Genomic DNA, 18,994 nt, shown 5'->3' with positions numbered 1-18,994 from the left:
AATCCCATTTATAAATTAAGCAACCCATCACTTCATCTGCTACAATTACAACAAAGGCAAGTAAAGAGGACTTCCTTTTTTAGCCAAGGCAGGTTGTATTTGGCCTATTTGAGTTGTAAATTATTGATAAATGGCACTTTATTTGCATGTTTATCGTTGTACCAATCATTAGGAGCAGATAATGAAACAAAAAGGCTTTACTTTAATTGAATTAATGATCGTGGTGGCAATCGTTGGTATTCTTGCCGCAATTGCTATTCCTGCGTATCAGGATTATGTGATTAGAGCACGTGTTACCGAAGGGCTAAGTATCGCCTCTTCAGCAAAAACTACTGTTTCTGAAAACGCGTCAACTGGGGCTGCCGATTTAAGCTTGGGTTGGAGTTTTACAAATCCAACAACTAATGTACAAAGCGTAGATGTTGCTGGAGCTACTGGGATAATAACCATTACTTATCGTGCGACAGCAAACAATATAGTCTTAACGTTAACTCCACAAGCGAATGGTGCAGCGCTGGTTCCTGGAACACCACCAACAGATCCAATTGAATGGACGTGTAGAGTAGATTTACAGGCCAATGACCGATACGTCCCCGCAAACTGCAGAATTTAATCGTATCTTTTTTAAAAAGCCGCTTTTGGGCGGCTTTTTTATTGTAAATTTAAATTAACCAAGAGTTGAATATGTCACGTAAAGATCGTATTGAAGAATTAGTAAATCAAGAACTGGTTCCTTTTTATTTAAATGTTGAAGATGAATCAGGCAATCATCATGTTCCTGAAGGGGCACAAACTCACTTCAAGCTCACCATTGTTTCGTCACGATTTACCGAGTTATCGAAAATTGCACGACATAGACTGTTAAATCAATTACTGAAAGAAGAATTTGAGCTTGGATTACATGCTTTAAGCATGCATTTATTTACTCCTGATGAATGGGAACGCAGCGGCAACAGTGTTTTAAATTCTCCAGCCTGCAAAGGCGGTTTTAATAAAGAACGCAGAAATACGTAGTTTTAATCATTAGTAAGTTGTACGACCGCATATACTTCACCCAGGCGGTCCTCTTAATTCAAATCAACAAGAAACGGCATGCTTTTTGCTTTTTATTCATGAGGTTAGGACACCTCTTTTTATAATTTGAAAAGGATTCATAATGAAAATAGAAGAATACAAAGCTCAATTTCTCGAATTTACCGAACAAGCGATGAAACTCAGCAACAATTTCAAATCAAAAAATGATTTACAGCAAAAAGTAATGAGACTCAGCAGCCAGGCAGTTGAATTTTATAACAAGAACAGCGATCCCAAAGAATCTGATTATCAATTAAAAATTGAAATTTTTCTCGATTTCGATAACTTTTTAAAAACCATTAAACGAGATGTATTATTTCAATCACAAGATAAAAGAAAATCTATTTTTGCGAGTCCGAAACAAATAAAACCGTCTGATTCCTATGAGACGGTATCCAGTTTGGATTGCTCAATAACTCTATGATTTTAAAAGATTATTGACAGGTATTTTTAGCTATCAAATCACTCTTGAATTTGATTCAAAAACCTGTCAATAGCAATACAAAAAAGTATGTAGCTTGTAACTTGAAGAGATTATTGGTGCGCTAGAGCCGCTTGATTTTCATAAAAGTAACAAAGGTTATTGCTTTATGATAAAATAAACAGTAACGCCCTTCACCAACTTCCTATATAATGCCTTGCATTTTTAATGAGTCGTTTTAATTAATGAACAATTGGTCTTCTGAAAAAATATCTGTATTCGCTTTGGTCTTACTGATTACCGGTGCAATCGATAGCATTAGAAATCTCCCCGGTACCGCCCTATTCGGTTCCTCGTTGATTTTTTTCTTTATCTTTTCCGCAATTGTTTTCTTAATCCCTGTTGCTTTAGTAGCAGCCGAATTATCCTCCACCTGGTCTGATGAAGAAGGTGGAATTTATAGTTGGGTTAAACATGCGTATGGCGAAAATTTAGCCTTTTTTACTATTTGGCTGCAATGGATCAATACATTAGTCTGGTATCCAACCATTTTATCCTTCATTGCAGGCGTGATGGCCTATTTAATCAATCCTGAACTAGCCCAAAATAAATATTATTTGATCTCAGTAATCCTGGTTATATTTTGGTCATTAACACTCGTCGCCTTATCTGGATTACGCGCTTCAGCACACTTTGCAGGTCTTTGCGCCATATTGGGAATGATACTCCCCATGGGATTTATTATTCTGCTTGCGCTAATTTGGGTTATTAAAGGTAATCCTATAGCAATTGATATGAGCTTGTCTCATTTAATACCACACTGGAAAGACAGTCAATCCTGGGTATCACTCACGGCGATAATGACTTCATTTTTGGGTATGGAGCTCGCCGCAGTACATGTTCGTAACGTACATAAACCACAAACAAATTTTCCTCGGGCAATGTATTTTTCAGTATTGCTTATCTTAACCACCATGATTTTTGGTTCTTTAGCCATCGCGTTTGTACTGCCAAAAGAGAAAATCAGTCTAATTGATGGAGTACCTCAGGCTTTTAATAACTTTTTCCAGGCATATAATCTGGAATGGCTTTTACCTATCCTAATCGCATTACTTCTATTAGGGAGTTTAGGTAGTATGATCAACTGGATAATTTCACCAGCTAAAGGCCTGCTCATGGCAGCCAATCATAACTTCCTTCCAAAATTTATGTGCCAATTAAACAAACGCGGCATGCCTTCTCGAATATTAATCACCCAAGCAATTTTAGTGACGCTTTTATGCAGTGGTTTTCTGTTATTTCCTAGTGTGAATGCCATCTATTGGTTATTTACCGCCCTAAGCACCGAGCTCTACATCATGATGTATGTACTGATGTTTATCGCAGCCTGGAAATTAAAAAGCAAGTATGCACACCTTGAGAGACCTTTTGCGATACCTGGGAAAAAATTCGGTTACTATTTGACCTGTATTTTGGGCTTGTGTGGATGTACTATGACCTTAATTGTAGGTTTCATCCCGCCAGTTGAATTTATGAACTTTGGTAGTGCCGCACATTTTCGCCTGGTTTTTTCTATAGGAATCGCGCTCATGATGATGCCCGCATTTTTACTGTACTGGCGTAAGAAATATATTACAAAATCATAATCAGTGTAGCCTGGGTGTCCAGGCTACAAATTCCAGCTCAATCTTGTTATAACTCATCCTTTTCTTCTAATGAAATAACTCGAGCTTCATGTTCCAACATAACCGGAATATCATCATGAATCGGAAATGCCAAACGATCGAATTTACAAATAAGTTCTTGTTTATTTAGCAATAATTTTCCCTTACATAAAGGACATACTAATATTTCCAATAGTTTTTTATCCACAAAATTCTCCTATGAGACTAAGTCACTTTATTTCGTACATATACGGGTTGCGCTTGAGCAGCAGAAACAGGTTTTTGCGCAGAACACTGAGCAAACTGAATCATGGCTGCCGCAGAAGGATTCATTATTATTTTATCACTTATTTGTGATTTAATTTCGGGAGTAAAATCATTCCAATATAAATCTATTCCCGCTCCGGCAAGAATTACAGGGTGCTTCTCAGGGAGGCTAAGTTCATGCACTGGATTAACGTTCTCCTCTGCTTCCCACTGATTCTCGGCAAAATAAGCCCAATACATCTCATGCATACGCGCATCTAACACCGCCAATACGGGTGCAAGGTTCATTTTATTTTGCTGACGAACTGACCAAGCAATTGCAACGAGGCTACTCACTGGAATCAACTGCAAATCATGAGCATAAGCCAGGCCTTTTGCAATACTGCATGCAATACGTAAGCCGGTAAAGCTACCAGGTCCTCGACCAAATACTATGGCATCCAGCTGGTTCATTTGTAAACCGGCAGTCACCATCAACTTATCGATCATCGGTAAAATAAATTGCGCATGTGTTTTTTGATTACTTTGTTCCTCACAAAGTAATTCTTCTCCAGTTAACAAAGCCACACTGGCTGTTTCTGTAGATGTATCAATCGCTAACAGTTTCATAATCCAGCTCTAATTCTTTAATAAAGTTAAGCACTTTTTGTTCATCACGCGTTTTCGGTAATTGCGGCAAGCTGGCCAGGATACGCCCGCCGTAATCTCTGCTGGTCAGACGAGGATCTGCAATCATTAAAACACCTCTATCGGTATTATCGCGAATTAAACGCCCTACCCCTTGCTTTAAAGCAATTACAGCCCCAGGTAAAGATAACTCATCAAAACCCGACAGACCTTTTTCCTTCAAATAAGCCATCCTCCCACGAACCACCGGATCAACCGGGCTAGAAAACGGTAATTTATCAATAATAACACAAGAAAGAGCTTCACCTTTCACATCCACTCCTTCCCAAAAAGTTGCTGTACCCAATAAAACAGCATTACCTAATTGCCTAAAACGTTCCAATAAAATGGGTTTTGCCTCGGTTCCCTGAATTAATAAGGGATAGTTTAAAATATTGCCCATCATTTGAGCAACTTGTTTTAACGCTTTATGACTGGTAAATAGAATAAAGCAACGACCGCCCAAAGCTTCAATGAGAGGAATGGCTCGAGATACTAATAATTCATAATAGGTTGAGTCCTTAGGATCGGGTAATCCCCTAGGCAAATACAACAACGCTTGTTGTCGATAATCAAAAGGACTCGGCAATAATAAAGTCTTGGCTTCAAACAATCCTAATGGTTTACAAAAACAATCAAAAGAGTCTGCTATCGTTAAAGTGGCTGAGGTAAACACATACGTATTATCTTGGCGCTTGAGTAAATTACTGAATGGCTCAGCAACATCATATGGAGTAACATGAAAAACTAAAGTATGTTTAAAACGCTCGAGCCAACGTATTCTATTATTACTTTCTTGGGTAAAAAATAATAAGACTCGAGTCAACTCCATCAAGCGCTCTTTACAGCGCGCAAGACCAGGATATTCAGCAAGTGAGAGGTCGCTGAAACATTCCATCACCTCGTCTTTTAATGCCAACCACTCAGTCCAGGCATTCATAAAGGATTTGTTGTGTTTTATTTCTTCCCAACTGATTCGCTCATCCATCCTGGGTAAACTACTCAATAACTCATCCATTAATTTGTCTGCTTTATGACTTAATGCTTTCAAAGGTTGATTTGCAAGATCTACAACAGGCCATTCTTTAATAAGATCATCTAATAAATCTCGAAATTGACGTGTTCCAACGCGCTCGCCATTAAAATGAGTGGCTATTTCAGCAAGTTGATGCGCCTCATCAAAAATAACTACATCAACACCAGGTAATAACTCTCCAAATCCTTCTTCTTTCAAGCGTGAATCAGCGAAAAAGAGATGATGATTAATCACGACTACATCAGCATCCAGTGCACGTTTACGAGCCTTGAGTAAAAAGCATGTTTCATGATTAGGGCATTCAATACCCAAGCAATTATCCACTGTTGAAGTCACATAATGCCAAACTGGAGAATCTTCACTCAACTCAGGCAATTCAGATCGATCGCCATTTTTCATTTGTGATAATTTACTGCGTACATGTGCGACTTCATGGGCACATTGTGGGGTTTGAAATTGCCCCTCTTCGGAGTGCAATTCAACGCGATATTGACAGATATAATTAGATCGGCCTTTGAGGTTTTGGATCCGCGCGGACAGCCCCATGGCTCTTACTAAAGTGGGTAAATCTTTTTGATAGAGTTGATCTTGCAAGGTTTTGGTTGCTGTAGAAATCAGCGCTTTTTTTCCACTTAACAAACAAGGGAGCAAATAGGCAAACGTCTTGCCGGTTCCTGTGCCCGCTTCAGCAATTAAAATTGATTTCTCTTCAATTGCCGTTGCAATTGCCACAGCCAAATCGGACTGTGGCTTACGCGCCACAAAGCCCGGAATAGCAGTGGAAAGTCGTCCTTTCTCACTAAAAATTCGCTGACATGATTCAGCAAGCGAACTGATTTCTACCACTCTTTTTGTAAATACTGAAGTTTATCCTTAACCTCATCCCAATCTTTGGCATCAGACAGCGCATCTTTTTTGGCTGTAATATTAGGCCATGTTTTAGCAAGCTCTGCATTTAATTCTTTAAATTGCTGCTGTTCGGAAGTTAAATCATCTTCAGAAACAATCGCATTGACCGGGCATTCCGGTTCGCACAAGGCACAATCGATGCATTCATCGGGATGAATTACCAAAAAGTTCGGTCCCTCATAAAAACAATCAACAGGACATACTTCAACACAATCAGTGTACTTACACTTAATACAACTTTCTGTTACTACAAAAGTCATGATAAACCTTTCTTATACTGGAAATAGTAAATATTAAATCATAAAACAGACTACTTAAGATAGTAGTTTTCTTAGTAATTACATCATCTAAAGTGGACCTAATAAACTAAAATGTCTTAATGGCTTTATTATAAATTTTTAAAAATCAATATGATACAATTATCCACCTTCTGATCACTTTTAATCCTTGAAACATAAAGAGGACTATGCTGTAATTTTACGCAATTTTTAAAATTACTGATGCGAGTGATATTTGAAATCTCACTAATTCTTTCTTAACTTGTCACACGGAAATGAAATCTCATAGTGAATATAAATATTAACTCCATTTTTTTTGATTTTTGACATTGGAGTACCCGTGAGATTAAAAATAGAACCAATTAGTGCGAAACACCGAAAGCTAAGAAAGCTAATACAGGAATTTAATAAAATACCCGCCGAAGATGAAGTCCAACGTTTATTCCAGTTACAAAAAATCAATTATTACATCAATGCAACCCCCATATCTGAGGGAGAATATAAGTGGCTTGCAGCAAAAGATAATGAAAGTTGGCAAGCTCATCTGGAAGCTCATGGAATAAATCCTGACGGTTCGTTCCTTTTCAAAGGGTTCCAATTTGCAAATGCTGTAGCAAAACACATAGCAAAGCCTGAATTAAAAATACAGGAAGACGAAGACATCTACCAGCTCATGCAAAAACGTGATGCATTATTAAAAAGCAATGCGCCTTTTGACAACCATGTAAAAGAACAATTTTTGGACACAAGTTATCGTCTTAACCTACTGGCAGAGCGCGATGCCGTTCTCAAAGCCAATCTGGATGAACATGCGCAAATTTTACACCTGGCCAAAGAAAAAATCAGTGCAATTAAGGGTGATAGCGACCTAAGAAGTTCTGAGTATATGACAGAACCTCTAAGCAAAAAACAGGTCAATAATTTCAACTATAAATTCAAAATGAAACGCTGGGAAAAATATCTTGTTTTTCGCGTAGAAGATCGAAATGATTTGAGTTTTGAACAAGATCTTCACTCGTTTCCAGTAGCAAAATATTTCGTTAATGATGCTGCTCTATTTATGATGCAATTCAAAACTGAAGATCATCAAGAAATTGAATACAAACCAGTGGTAATAAGCCAATTTGCTGAGCAGGGAAGTTTAATTCACGTCGCAAAAAAACTAAACGGGGCCTCCCAACAAACAATCGCGGCAACAGCAAAATATTATTTTAATCAGATTAATGATTTTTGCCTCAAACTCAAAGAAGCAGGTGCCTATCATCCTGATATTAAATTAAGTAATTTTTTGGTACACAAAAATAAACTACTAGTCAGTGATCGCAAAGCTTTTGTCCGTTCCCCTAACCCACTTGCCAATAACCTACGCTGTTCTCCGCGTTATGCCCCACCGCAATATCTGGCTTGTCTCGATGAGGAATGTGAGAATTACTCGCGTAAAGCACGCACGACTCTCATCGACATAGAACAACTGATGTCATATCAAATGGGTAAAGCCCTCAAAGAATTTCTGATCGTGGCCCAACTTGGTAAAAAACCCAAAAAGACAAGTGAGGAACAAGGTAGTGTACTCGCTCATTTTCATAAGCCCAATCGTGCCATTACCAACTTGTCCATACTTATTGACGAACTAACACGTTATGAAGAAGGAAATAGGCTTACAATAGAACAGTTCACGAGATTGCTACCCTTTCTTAATCATAAGACCGACGATTTCTATGAACATCTTGAACGGGAGTTATCTTCAGAAACCTTGGGTATTGATCGTGAATTAAAAGAGGTTAAAAAACTCCTGGACTCCAATGTGTTTAAAGATACAAACTATTTAGAGCGAGCAAACGTAGTTTTTTCTGCCATTTCAGATCGCAATCCTACAGAACCTCGTCTAAACCATATCGCTGAAAAGTTAGCAACAAAATGTTATCAAAATTATTCAAAAAAATATTTTTCCGGAATTTCTCAAGATATTGAAGCGGCCCTTTTACTCAATGATTGGAATTCTGCAAGCTGGTGGAGAAAAATGGTACATAGTCTCTCCTTTGGCTTTTTCAGAGTTGCAAGAGTAACCACAGCAGACATGATAAAGATTCCACTAGATTATAATGATCAAAACTTTCGAACTCATTTTATTCAATTTGAATTCTTGCCACCAGAAGAACTCGATAGTTTGGGCATTACTCAAGCAAATAACTTTAAAGAGTACTTTAAAGTACATTTTGATGAGATAAGAGCATTAAACAACAGTGAGTCAATCCCTGAGGATGAACAAAGAGTTGATACGCCAAAAGCCGCCAAGGAAGCCCAAGACACGCCTCTAATCTCCTCAAAAGAAAAGGATGAAGAATTAGATGAGGAGCTTCTACCTTCTGAAACGATGGTTGTAAAGAAAAATACTAAAAAATCAGAAAACAAACTTCCTTCTTTGAAAAACTCGGCTGATGTACCTGCCACCGAGCCCCAAAAATTCACGTCTCAAACCGAAGAGAAACCGCAACATATGAGAAAAACATCTCTTACTCTTACAGAAAACTATAGATTTTTTACAGCGCTTGCAAATGGTTTTAAGGACGTAGATGATCCACAGATTAAAAGAAGGTCTATTCATCGAGTCGGCTCCACCCTCTTCCGTGGGGAGATAAGATCACGACATCCACGAGTTGAAGAGATTTTTCAGCAGCCGTTGTCCCAAGCAGAAAATCACCAAGAAAGCGTGGGTGTCAGTATATAACAATAAAAAATATAAAAAACGCAGGGAAGCGCGCTCATTATCCAGTACTTGTTTTTTCGACTTAAACTTAATAAAAAAATCAAATCACTCTAGAGTCTGTTGACATTTCATTTGGTCCGCCTACTTTATGCGCGGGTTCGATACAAAGACACACTAAAATGTACCTGTTTTTAATGCCGCCTTTACTGGGTTCCGCGCAAAGCGCGGAACCCAGGCTAATGAAGCAATTGTAAACAGTCCCTAGTTTTCATCTGTATTTGTATTGATTATTATACGGAAATCCCTAATGTACTTTTTGACCAAAAAGGTAAAAGTTGTCTATATTTATAAATAGGTCAAGTTGGTTTAATAAGGATATAACCAATGGAGTTGGAGCAAAAAAACAGGATTATTAAACGTTTTTTAGAAGAAGAAAGTGAAAATCCTGTTACAGTGGAGCTGCAAGATCTAGATCTGGCTCTTTATACCGATCTGGACAAGTTATTAGATCATATTGATCTTCATAATAGTGGCTTATTTAACCTGCAAACTCTGGAAACAGACCAGGATCAGTGGCGGGAGTTTTGTGGTGTCATTAAATATTCGGCTACTTTTGAAAAAGAAGGCTCCCCTCCTCTATTAAAAAGCGTTGATCTCAAAAAGGCAGAGGAAGGTATACGCTACACCCTGAACGCACATGACATTATTCGATTACCCAAAGATAATTACTACGAACGCCCAACCAGTATACCTCAAGATGTTGATAGCGAGTTAGATGATTTAGTAGTCAATAGTAGAGCAAAGCTTTATACCCTGATACAAACCTTTCCAGAAACCAAACCGTTTGATGCATCCGACTCATTGCAAATCACAGCATTAATTCAACGCTATGAAGAGGAAATAGCACGGCTATCTGATAATAACTCAGAAAGAGAAAAAGCAGAAAAAAAATTAAATATCTTAGTCGATCTCAATAAATTAAATGAATTAAAACGAATTATTATTCCACAAGACAATGGAGCGGACCTCTGTTATTGCACCTTGCAAGAAAACGCAGGTGGTGTAACAGAAAAAATCTCGTTAATCAGTCTTGATAGTGTAAAACGGCAGTTACGTCATCTATGTGATAGAGCGGAAGATTTAAATATTGAAGACTATAATACTGAGAGAGAGCACTATAAACTGAGTACTCAAGCCATTATAAAATTACCCAAACATGGTGATATTAAAGAAGTACAACATGAAGCCATGGCACTCAATATTTCCCGATTACTGGAATTAGATACGACTGCTGCGACCACAATTTCCCATAATGGACATCCTGCATTATTTATTCCTTTCGAAGATATTCGTTTACTTAGTGAGTTTTCTTTAGGAAAAACATTTTATGCATGGTTAGCAGGAAAAACTTATACTCATTACTCAACCATTAAAGCCTTGGGTGAAGGCTTTCAAGCTGATTGCTTTATTAATGATTTTGGTAATGTGCTCGGTTTGCTTTATCTATGTAGTGATACCGATACAATAGGCGGCAATTGTCAAAACAAAGCATTAAGACAGGCGAAATCACTTTTTATTTTTGATCAATCGATTATGGATACCCACAAATTTATTCTTGATTCACGCTTGTGTCTTATACCTGGAGAATTTCTTATAAAACATACACGCCATGGTTTGGGACGCAATCGAACCATTATTGAAGATTCATCCATGGATTCCAAATTTCAAAGTATCGTGCAGTTGCGCTCAATAGGCGATAAAATAATTCAATATATCAGCCATATCGCATGGCAGCATCACAAGCAACAAATCCGAATTAAACGACAATTTAAAAAGCCACTAAGCATCGAAAAACAAAGTGAATTAACTACTTATTTAAGCGACTTGATCGTTCTTGAGAAAGATGCAGAAACACTACGAACAAAAATAATGGAACGCCTTAAGTCTATCGACGATATGCTGCCACAAACAACAGAAAATGCCGGGTTTCTTGAGATAAAACAAGCCTTAATTTTTGAAAAATTACTGCATAATCCCATATTATTTAGTGACGATGGCCGACCATTTAAATATCCATGGACACACAGACAACAGAATAAAATTAAGAAAATAGATGAGCTCGGTGATGACATAATACAATTGACTTTTAGTGACAAAGTCTCTGTGGCCATGCTGGATTTTATTAAGCGACGTGGTGGAGGTGATTCGATTACCACTACCTCTGCCAAAACAATAACCCTAAGTAAAGTTCATTTGGCAGCCTTAAGAGAAGACTTGCTCCATCCCGAGCATCAATTAGTCTTCGAGCCGTCTACAAACTATTTGGACCCTGCAGATTTGGCGATAATCAAGGAAGCTTATAATGCCGGAAACAGAAATTATATTATGAACACGATTAGAACCTATCGTGAAAAAATGAACTCCATGAGTTCCACTGATGAAAAATTGAAATGCATTATTGAGACTGAGAAACAACTCAAAGAACTCATTGATACAGCCTACGATAAAGGTTTTGGCATGCACGTCATTAAAAAATTCTTTTTTGACGCACAACAACAATTACAAAAGCTGATGCCTCCTTTAAAAACCTCAATAAATCTAAATGCAGCATTTAATGCTGCTTTGAAGCTGGATAGAGTATCTGAATTTAATGCGGTAGTATTAGAAGCGGTAAAACAAGATAAAATTACAAATCAACTATTCACCGGCTTTCTCGACGAATGCGTCCTCAGAGCAGGAATAGCAACAAATTACACTCAAGCACAACATGAAAGTCGAATGCTCTCGAGTTCTGCAAAAAAAGTGATACTTCAACTAGAAGCACTTTTAATGCCCTGGATGCGCGTTTTAACAACAAGTTTGCAACAAAATGAATTGAATTACACTGAATCAATAGATGTCACTGAAACAAAGCAAGAGAAAAAAGAACCATCAACATTGGATAAGATACAAGAAGAACAAATAAGAATGTCATGTAATTGATAAGTCAAGGAGACTTGTTTACTAAAATGCAGTTAATGGAGCTACTATGCCTATACATGAGAGACGTCAACATTTTCGAGTAGAAGATCACATTTATTTTAACTACCGAATTATGGAACCAGGGGAACTGTGTCCTGATCGCACAGTTGTGGATCAACTTTTGGGAAAAAATGGACAACGATACCTTGAGGCAGCGCATTATTTTCAAGAAATTGATTATGAGTTGGCTGAACTAACCCAAGTCATTGCACTAAAAGAACCAACCATAGCCCATTACCTTAACCTGCTCAATGCCAAAATAGACTATTTATCACGACAAATGCTGATGACAAATACCATTCAGCTACGCAAGGTCAATATCAGTCTAGGTGGGATGGCATTTAAAACACCTGATCTCATTAAAGAGAAAACGCTGTTAAAATTGGTAATCTATACTAAACCGAAAATGATACCCATAATCGTTGAAGGGACTGTAGTCTATAGCCAATACCAAAACGAAAATACGTACCGTACAGCAGTATCGTTTAACGGATTAACTAACGAGCAGGAGCAAATTCTATCTCAACATATTTTATTGGCACAGGCAAAACATCGTTCAGATTAAAAATAAATATTTTTAAGTACACAATTGCCGAATAACACGTAAACTATACAAGTTTATATGTTGGAAATATGAGGCAAAACATGACCAGAACAGTATATTGCTGTAAGTTAAAACAAGAAGCCGAAGGCTTATTAACCCCTCCCTTCCCTGGAGCATTAGGAGAACGGATTTATAATGAAGTATCAAAACAAGCTTGGAATATGTGGCTATCCCATCAAACCATGATCATCAACGAATACCGTCTGAATTTAATGGAAGCTAAAGCCCGTGAGTTTTTAAAAGAAGAGATGCAAAAATATTTTTTTGGTGAGGGCTCTCAAAAACCTGCAGGGTACACTCCTGAATAAATCAATATATTAGACAATGGTTTCTCTCTGCTGAAAAATCAATGTACTTATGGGACTAGCACTAAAATTGGTGCAGCTCATCCCATAAGATTGAAAAAGAAGTGAAACTCCTCCTGAGTCGGAGGAGTTTGTGTAATTAAGATTTAACATAGGACATGAGAATATTGGATTTAAACACATCAGAGGTTACTTGCTGCAACGCATGAAGTGTTCTTTGAGAATTCCCAGTAATCAGTTTGTTATTAAACGCCATAATCGTTCTTAAAGCATCAACCCGCATTAACTCGAGATCATCATTCTTTGTGATAAGCTTCATATCCTCAATAAACTTATTAATGGTGTCACTGTGTTTGCCCTTAAAAAATGAAAAGAAAGCACGACAATGTAAATTCTTATTGCTTTCGATGCTTTTTATAAGTGCTGTAAGTTTACTCTTTAACTCACCGCTATCTTCATCTGCCAGATTTTTCATATTTTTGAGGACAATATCCTTAAAATTGTGTTGTTTAACAGAATTCACAAGGGCAGCACCCTTTAGGATTTTATCGATTCGAGAAATATGAGGAGCTATATCGTCTTCCTTCTTTAAATTATTCTCATAATCAAGAACGTGCATATTGCGTATATGCAGTAATTGTTTCTCAGGAATGTTTGAAAAATCTTTGTTGAGCAACCGAGGTAATATTGCATTTAAGAAGCCAACATTATTTGTTTTTAACAATTGTACTACTGCAACGCGCTGATCGATGCCCTTAAATTGCTCCGCTTTTAACTTCAAATGAACATGTTTATTATAAAGATCTATAATTTCTTCAAACAAATCTGGTTGTTTAAACGCTTCTAATTCTTGACTATGAAGAGCATTTAAATAACGACCAACTTTTGCCTTGTTTTCTTCTATAATGTCTCTGGAAAAGGCCATGAACAACTCTTTGCGGAACGCATCTAGAGCTGCATTTTTATCATTTCCAGTTAATTTCATATAAGTGGCTTCTAATGTAGAAGCATGAATGCCTTTATAAACACCCCTAGGATCTTTCTTATAAGCCAATTCCAGCAGTTCTTTAAAAGACGTTCGTCCATAAACCTCTGCATAGAGTTCATTTTGTAAAAATCCAGTAACAAAACCACTACCGGTCTGATAGTGCGGCAGATAGCGACTATCACCGTGATGAAAAATAGTTATATTTTGAACATCAGAGCTAATGGTAGTAATGACTGTCCCTTTCTCACCTCGAGGGGTTCGGAATCTTGAGCGCAAATGAGGATTAACCGGTAATTCATTAATTGGTAAATTAGGAAAGACTAAACTGGCTATCTTACGAGTATATTGGGTTATCTGCTCTTCATACTCTTTTATAGGTGCATTTTTTTCATCCATCATTTTTGCTGGAATTTCAGCGCCAATATATAGAATATCATTGGCATAAAATACACGGATGCGAGGTGGACGAACGAGGTTCCAACCAAACTCTTTTAATGCAGATTGCCAACTAGTAAGATCCAATGAACGTTGATTATCTCTTAAATCATCACAAGTTACTTTTCCAGTGATAACAAATGTAGTGGTGCCATGGCATGGTACCTCAGTCATCCCTTTAACATCTTCTGTAGCCTCAGGCATAAGGAGTTGCGTTTTTTCTGGATAAATAATTTGTTGTTTTTTCTTATCGTCTCTTAAAGCACCAGTCGCCACATGAATTTGAATATCCTGGTTTTCAGTATTTAAACCCTTTATAAGCTCAGCAACTCCTTTTTGTATTGATGCATCGTTAGTTACATCGACATTCTGATTTATCAATACAGGCTTTTTCCCCTTGGAAAATAATGTCTTTAGGAAGGCAAGTTGTAAATCGCGAATTTGAATTTGAGAAAAACGCTTGTTCGAGAAAACTTTATCATCGCCGTGCTGAAATCCTTGAACCACGGAAAAATCACGCTCATGAATTAAGCCATCCAAATTCACTCCATCAGCAATTAATTTTTGGGTGACATCTTCATTTTCAAAACGAAAAATATTGGCACGTGCTTCATCTCTGTCAATATCTAGGGTCTCTGGTCTTAAGCGATTATCAATCAAAATAATTTGAGCATCAGGGTCAAGATTTTTGATTTTGATTGCACGATGAAGATTAGCTGGTCCACTGCCTATAAATACATGAATAGTCATCACTTCTCTCTTAAAAATTATTGAGCAAGAGCGAGTCCATTCACTAAACATCATAATGACAGAATATTTGATTCGTTTTAGCTAGGCGTGAATAATACACTATAAAACCTTAACGATTTGTTAAGAGTGATCACTAATTGTAAGAATTTGATTCTTTATAAAAATTAAGGGATAGATTTCTTGTAATATGAGTATTCCAAAATGTTTCGATGTGTTTCTAAATCCAGTAAACCCGAGATAGATACTGTATAACCCTAGACATACTGAGCGAAAATTTTCACAAGGGACGAATCGAGAGTTATTTAGTTAAAAAAATTAATAAGAGACAAATCCACTCAAAAGGTTTTGCCCCTCGTTCCATCTCTACATGATGAAACATACTCAAAATCGAAATTAATCTTCCATTTTGATCTTGAATTGATCATAAAGAGATAAAATTAATAAATAAATTCTAATAAATTATGCGTAAAAGCAATTTGATGCAAAAAAACAAATGAAATAAATAGTTAGAAATAAATCCTCTTGTAATAACAATAATTATTTTTTCAAAAAAATTTGCATTCAACACTTGACTCAAAACGTTTATCGGAGTTTAATAGCAACCCTCGGGGCCAGATAGCTCAGTCGGTAGAGCAGAGGACTGAAAATCCTCGTGTCGGCAGTTCGATTCTGCCTCTGGCCACCATGAGAACCCGAGTATAACGATTTATTGCCTCTTTCCCAATTACAGGGGCACTCACATTTAACAGCAAAGCACCCTAACACGCACTCTCTAATTTTCTAAATTTCTAAAACCATAAGCCCTTCGCTGAATGAGTTTCATTTTGCGATGAAAGCCTTCAGTTATTCCATTAGATTTGCTAAACCGCCACATTCTAGCCACCTCATCTTTCCAGGCATTTAGAGTTTTGCCTAAAGAGGCTAAGGCTTTAAATGCGCTTTGTTTTAATTCAGACAACATATCCAGGAATGTTGGGATTACTTTACGACATGCTTTTTGGGTTAATGCTCTCTTCATCAAGAGCGAATGCAGCTGTTGCTGGAATTGATAGATAGCCTCAATTGCTGGGTTTTGAGTTAAAAAAGCATCTCGTTTGGTTTTCTTCTCGTAACTTAAGTTATCGGGTCTTGTTCTTAGTAACGCCAGGATACCTCTATTGCTTTTTATCTTGTTCGATAGCTCTCGATAAGTCATCATACATTGATGCTGTATTAATCGAATTACATGGAATCTATCGGCTACTATCATTGCATTAGGAAAGTACTTTTTTACCAGAGAACGATAAGTGCTACTTAAGTCCATACAAATCACTTTAACTCGTTCTTTCCCAGGAAGCGGCATTAGGTACTCTTTCAAATCACCTTCACTTCTCCCTTTCACTACATCAAACACTTTATGTTTTCTTAGGTCACATAAGGTAGTTGCGAATCCTTCTTTCTTACTAAAAAAATGTTCATCAATACCCAAGACTATCGGACAGGGTTTATTTATTAACTCTCTATGTTGTTCTTTATAATGACGCTGATACCAGCGTTCTATCGTCGCTTTGCCTTTCTTATAACGCGCCGATAAGTCTTTTTGAGATACTCCTCGACTATGCTCATGAAAAACTGCTGCCTGCGCTCGCCAAGTCGCGCGTTGATGTTTATTGATGCCGGGGAATTGTTGATTACTATAGCGGCTACACGCATAACAATACAACTTATACGCTTTAAACCTTAATATACTTCGCCTATGGCCTATTAACTCATGATCAACCTTTCGTATATACGAGGCTTTCTTCCGTACTTTCTTACTTTGACAGTGACTACAACGCGCTAATCGGTTGTATCTTACATCTAATAATAATGGTTGATATCCGCTCACTTTTACTATGGAAAATCCAGGTAAATTTAGGATAAGATTGTACTTCGGCACTTTAATCTCCTTTTGATCGCTAAATCAAGGACTTAGTCTAGACTAATTTGATTAAAGTGCCTCCTCAAATGGTGTAGAGCCCATTATTTATAGGTTGCTGACTGGTTTGATTATTCGATTGATTAGAGTTATTTTGATTGGATTGTTCAATATCTGTTTTGGTACCCTTTACATGAGAACCTGCTTGCGCAAATTCATTTAGTTAGCATTAGTATCCTATTTAATTTAAACATAATCTAAATTTTGTAACATGCAGTGAAAAAAGCAGAGAAAGGCTCAGGCCTTGAATTTTGAATTAGCCATAATGCAAAATTCGAGGCCTTTACAAGGCTATCCTATTTTGTTTCAGATATTAAAGAAGATAGTGATGAAATTAAAGCCCCTATAAAAGAAGCGACATTTAATTGCAATCAATTTAGCGGAGCGAATTAAATATTTAGCGATTTATTCGCTCTGCTTAGCAACTATTCCTTAGAAGGAAATTTTTCAATATGACATTCGCCTTTGCGACCATAGTATGATGCAAACTGTCCATCAATCCAGACCACATAACTCACACAACCTCCTGCAATAATTCGTCGTAAAAACTCAGAATAATCTATTTGCTTTTGTTGAATACTACGTATTGCAGCATTAATGGTTTCCACATCAAATTGCTCGGTCAAACATGGGCAGTCTGAAAATGATAACCGTTCAATATATGTTTCCCCATTTTTAGCATAAAAAACTTTTTCTAGACGAACAAGATCTGCATAATATCGTTCAATATCAATACCTATGAGTTTTTTCACGGTCTCAGGAAATGAAACTCTGCCTTCAAGAGCTCCTATCGTACATTCATGAATTATTTTGCTGTTCATTATTCCCCCTATTCAATTGGATGTTTGAGCATCTGGTGATGCTTGGCAAGTTTTTTTAAAACGGTAAGGAGCATTTGTCGCTCAGATTCTGTCAAAACAGAAAAAAAATTTTCATCATTCTCATCAGCAAGAGCAACTAGCTCAGGAATTAGAGAAATTGATTTAGTAGTCATAGTGATGTCCTGATATCGACGATCCCCTATTGCTTCTTTACGAGTAACCAAACCCTTATGAAGTAAACGATCAATAAGCTTTGATATAGCACCGCGAGATAACCCTGTTAATTCTGCAACTTTACTTGGTGATGTTGTATCATTATCACTATACATTTCTCTCAAGATAACCCATTCTGCGACTGTAATATTGCTTGAGTCGAGTTTTCGAGCAAAGGATTGCGAGACATTGTTTGAAACAAGCCGCATCCAATAGCCAATGTGAGAAGTTAACTCACTCACCTTAATTTTAGATATTTTATTCATTATTAAAGCCTCCAATTGCAATATAGTTTACTAGGAAACTATTGTCAAGGAAACAAATAACATAAAGTACATCTAGTTAAGTGTATTCAGATCTATAATTTTTATGGAAGAGGAAAAGTTGGCTGGGGAAAATTTGCATATTTGAATACGACACTGTTATTCATCGCAAGATATTTGAAGTGGTTTTCTGCGAAAAAATTTATCATAAAATCAATTAGGATCTGTTGATCATTGCTTCATTAGCCTACCATGAGTAAACGGCATTCAAAAGCTGCTAAAGAGCCATGGGTTCTTGTGACCTCCCTACCTCAAGCACAAGATAATCCAAATCACATAGTCAATATCTATTTAGGAAGAGAAGTCATAAAAGAACAATGCCATTTTCTCTATTTCTGAATTAATGCTTGCAGAGGAGTTATTGCGCCAGATGATTGTAAATACACAACTGGAGCAAGCGATGAATAATTTCGTGTGGATCTCTCAGGCATAAAGCCTGAGAGATGGTCACAAAAAGTGACCATTATTTTTAAAAAAAGAATAATTTTTTTTGAAGTGCATGAAGATATGTGATCCAATATATTTTCGACATTATAAGGGTTCACCATCATGCAC

The 18,994-nt window shown here is 37.0% G+C and carries 18 protein-coding genes and 1 tRNA gene; 10 read left to right on the top strand and 9 right to left on the bottom strand.

Going from position 1 to position 18,994, the window contains the following annotated elements; all coding sequences use genetic code 11:
* The first annotated feature begins 181 nt into the window (after positions 1 to 181).
* The 4 genes from ELY20_RS13700 (at position 182) to ELY20_RS13685 (ending at position 3,141) form a co-directional block, all read left to right on the top strand.
* Positions 182 to 613 carry a pilin gene (locus tag ELY20_RS13700; RefSeq protein WP_110143322.1) on the top strand — a complete coding sequence of 144 codons (432 nt, stop codon included), beginning with the start codon at positions 182 to 184 and terminating at the stop codon, positions 611 to 613.
* A 71-nt stretch (positions 614 to 684) separates the two neighbouring features.
* Positions 685 to 1,014 carry a BolA family protein gene (locus tag ELY20_RS13695; RefSeq protein WP_110143321.1) on the top strand — a complete coding sequence of 110 codons (330 nt, stop codon included), beginning with the start codon at positions 685 to 687 and terminating at the stop codon, positions 1,012 to 1,014.
* A 142-nt stretch (positions 1,015 to 1,156) separates the two neighbouring features.
* Positions 1,157 to 1,498, top strand: a complete 342-nt coding sequence (locus ELY20_RS13690) for a hypothetical protein (RefSeq protein ID WP_110143320.1) — start codon at positions 1,157 to 1,159, stop codon at positions 1,496 to 1,498.
* 242 nt (positions 1,499 to 1,740) lie between these two features.
* The gene (locus tag ELY20_RS13685) at positions 1,741 to 3,141 is read left to right on the top strand and encodes an APC family permease (RefSeq protein WP_110143319.1); all 1,401 of its coding nucleotides are present in this window, start codon (positions 1,741 to 1,743) and stop codon (positions 3,139 to 3,141) included.
* A gap of 46 nt (positions 3,142 to 3,187) precedes the next feature.
* Here the strand turns inward: ELY20_RS13685 and ELY20_RS13680 are convergent, their stop codons facing one another.
* The 4 genes from ELY20_RS13680 to fdxA are packed head-to-tail and all read right to left on the bottom strand — an operon-like array spanning position 3,188 to position 6,297.
* Entirely contained in the window at positions 3,188 to 3,367 is a 180-nt protein-coding gene (locus ELY20_RS13680; protein ID WP_110143318.1) for a Trm112 family protein, read from the bottom strand.
* Between the two features lie 17 nt (positions 3,368 to 3,384).
* Entirely contained in the window at positions 3,385 to 4,035 is a 651-nt protein-coding gene (gene tsaB, locus ELY20_RS13675; RefSeq protein ID WP_110143317.1) for a tRNA (adenosine(37)-N6)-threonylcarbamoyltransferase complex dimerization subunit type 1 TsaB, read from the bottom strand.
* Entirely contained in the window at positions 4,016 to 5,974 is a 1,959-nt protein-coding gene (locus ELY20_RS13670) for an ATP-dependent DNA helicase (protein WP_110143316.1), read from the bottom strand. The genes tsaB and ELY20_RS13670 overlap by 20 nt, the downstream gene beginning before the upstream one ends.
* Positions 5,968 to 6,297, bottom strand: a complete 330-nt coding sequence (fdxA, locus tag ELY20_RS13665; RefSeq protein ID WP_110143315.1) for a ferredoxin FdxA — start codon at positions 6,295 to 6,297, stop codon at positions 5,968 to 5,970. Before fdxA ends, ELY20_RS13670 begins: the two co-directional genes overlap by 7 nt.
* Positions 6,298 to 6,655: 358 nt before the next feature.
* Between fdxA and legK7 the strand changes: the two genes are divergently transcribed.
* From legK7 to ELY20_RS13645, 4 genes are all read left to right on the top strand, one after another.
* A complete protein-coding gene (legK7, locus tag ELY20_RS13660; protein WP_110143314.1) occupies positions 6,656 to 9,043 on the top strand; it encodes a LegK7 family Dot/Icm T4SS effector kinase in 2,388 nt (795 codons plus the stop codon).
* Positions 9,044 to 9,406: 363 nt separating this feature from the next.
* On the top strand, positions 9,407 to 12,004 hold the full coding sequence (locus ELY20_RS13655; RefSeq protein WP_110143313.1) for a hypothetical protein: 2,598 nt from the start codon (positions 9,407 to 9,409) through the stop codon (positions 12,002 to 12,004).
* Between the two features lie 46 nt (positions 12,005 to 12,050).
* Positions 12,051 to 12,608, top strand: coding sequence for a PilZ domain-containing protein (locus ELY20_RS13650; protein ID WP_110143312.1), 558 nt, complete (start codon positions 12,051 to 12,053; stop codon positions 12,606 to 12,608).
* An 80-nt stretch (positions 12,609 to 12,688) separates the two neighbouring features.
* On the top strand, positions 12,689 to 12,955 hold the full coding sequence (locus ELY20_RS13645; RefSeq protein ID WP_110143311.1) for an oxidative damage protection protein: 267 nt from the start codon (positions 12,689 to 12,691) through the stop codon (positions 12,953 to 12,955).
* A gap of 136 nt (positions 12,956 to 13,091) precedes the next feature.
* Here the strand turns inward: ELY20_RS13645 and ELY20_RS13640 are convergent, their stop codons facing one another.
* A complete protein-coding gene (locus ELY20_RS13640; RefSeq protein ID WP_110143310.1) occupies positions 13,092 to 15,125 on the bottom strand; it encodes a hypothetical protein in 2,034 nt (677 codons plus the stop codon).
* Between the two features lie 609 nt (positions 15,126 to 15,734).
* Between ELY20_RS13640 and ELY20_RS13635 the strand changes: the two genes are divergently transcribed.
* Positions 15,735 to 15,810 (top strand) — tRNA-Phe (locus tag ELY20_RS13635).
* Positions 15,811 to 15,897: 87 nt separating this feature from the next.
* Here the strand turns inward: ELY20_RS13635 and ELY20_RS13630 are convergent.
* The 3 genes from ELY20_RS13630 to ELY20_RS13620 all read right to left on the bottom strand — a co-directional run bounded on the left by ELY20_RS13630 (position 15,898) and on the right by ELY20_RS13620 (position 18,382).
* Positions 15,898 to 17,043 carry an ISL3 family transposase gene (locus tag ELY20_RS13630; RefSeq protein ID WP_110143309.1) on the bottom strand — a complete coding sequence of 382 codons (1,146 nt, stop codon included), beginning with the start codon at positions 17,041 to 17,043 and terminating at the stop codon, positions 15,898 to 15,900.
* Positions 17,044 to 17,507: 464 nt separating this feature from the next.
* A complete protein-coding gene (locus tag ELY20_RS13625) occupies positions 17,508 to 17,903 on the bottom strand; it encodes a DUF1398 family protein (RefSeq protein WP_110143308.1) in 396 nt (131 codons plus the stop codon).
* Between the two features lie 8 nt (positions 17,904 to 17,911).
* Complete coding sequence (locus ELY20_RS13620) at positions 17,912 to 18,382, bottom strand: MarR family winged helix-turn-helix transcriptional regulator (RefSeq protein ID WP_110143307.1); 471 nt, start codon at positions 18,380 to 18,382, stop codon at positions 17,912 to 17,914.
* Between the two features lie 249 nt (positions 18,383 to 18,631).
* Between ELY20_RS13620 and ELY20_RS16800 the strand changes: the two genes are divergently transcribed.
* A complete protein-coding gene (locus ELY20_RS16800; RefSeq protein ID WP_158618888.1) occupies positions 18,632 to 18,778 on the top strand; it encodes a hypothetical protein in 147 nt (48 codons plus the stop codon).
* On the opposite strand, the gene ELY20_RS17015 is transcribed toward ELY20_RS16800, so the two are convergent.
* A partial coding sequence (locus ELY20_RS17015) for a hypothetical protein (RefSeq protein ID WP_148112579.1) occupies positions 18,769 to 18,994 on the bottom strand: 226 nt, incomplete at its 5' end. The genes ELY20_RS16800 and ELY20_RS17015 overlap by 10 nt on opposite strands.

The sequence above is a fragment of the Legionella qingyii genome (genome assembly GCF_003990155.1).
Taxonomy (GTDB): Bacteria; Pseudomonadota; Gammaproteobacteria; order Legionellales; family Legionellaceae; genus Legionella; species Legionella qingyii.
Note: the sequence above shows the minus strand (reverse complement) of the source record. Positions and strands in the feature narration are given on the sequence as shown.

Coding starts and splice junctions, on each gene's coding strand:
- ELY20_RS16800 (WP_158618888.1), top strand. CDS start 18,632: ATGAGTAAACGGCATTCAAAAGCTGCTAAAGAGCCATGGGTTCTTGTG.
- ELY20_RS13690 (WP_110143320.1), top strand. CDS start 1,157: ATGAAAATAGAAGAATACAAAGCTCAATTTCTCGAATTTACCGAACAA.
- ELY20_RS13685 (WP_110143319.1), top strand. CDS start 1,741: ATGAACAATTGGTCTTCTGAAAAAATATCTGTATTCGCTTTGGTCTTA.
- ELY20_RS13700 (WP_110143322.1), top strand. CDS start 182: ATGAAACAAAAAGGCTTTACTTTAATTGAATTAATGATCGTGGTGGCA.
- ELY20_RS13625 (WP_110143308.1), bottom strand. CDS start 17,903: ATGAACAGCAAAATAATTCATGAATGTACGATAGGAGCTCTTGAAGGC.
- fdxA (WP_110143315.1), bottom strand. CDS start 6,297: ATGACTTTTGTAGTAACAGAAAGTTGTATTAAGTGTAAGTACACTGAT.
- ELY20_RS13640 (WP_110143310.1), bottom strand. CDS start 15,125: ATGACTATTCATGTATTTATAGGCAGTGGACCAGCTAATCTTCATCGT.
- ELY20_RS13695 (WP_110143321.1), top strand. CDS start 685: ATGTCACGTAAAGATCGTATTGAAGAATTAGTAAATCAAGAACTGGTT.
- tsaB (WP_110143317.1), bottom strand. CDS start 4,035: ATGAAACTGTTAGCGATTGATACATCTACAGAAACAGCCAGTGTGGCT.
- ELY20_RS13655 (WP_110143313.1), top strand. CDS start 9,407: ATGGAGTTGGAGCAAAAAAACAGGATTATTAAACGTTTTTTAGAAGAA.
- ELY20_RS13620 (WP_110143307.1), bottom strand. CDS start 18,382: ATGAATAAAATATCTAAAATTAAGGTGAGTGAGTTAACTTCTCACATT.
- ELY20_RS13650 (WP_110143312.1), top strand. CDS start 12,051: ATGCCTATACATGAGAGACGTCAACATTTTCGAGTAGAAGATCACATT.
- ELY20_RS13645 (WP_110143311.1), top strand. CDS start 12,689: ATGACCAGAACAGTATATTGCTGTAAGTTAAAACAAGAAGCCGAAGGC.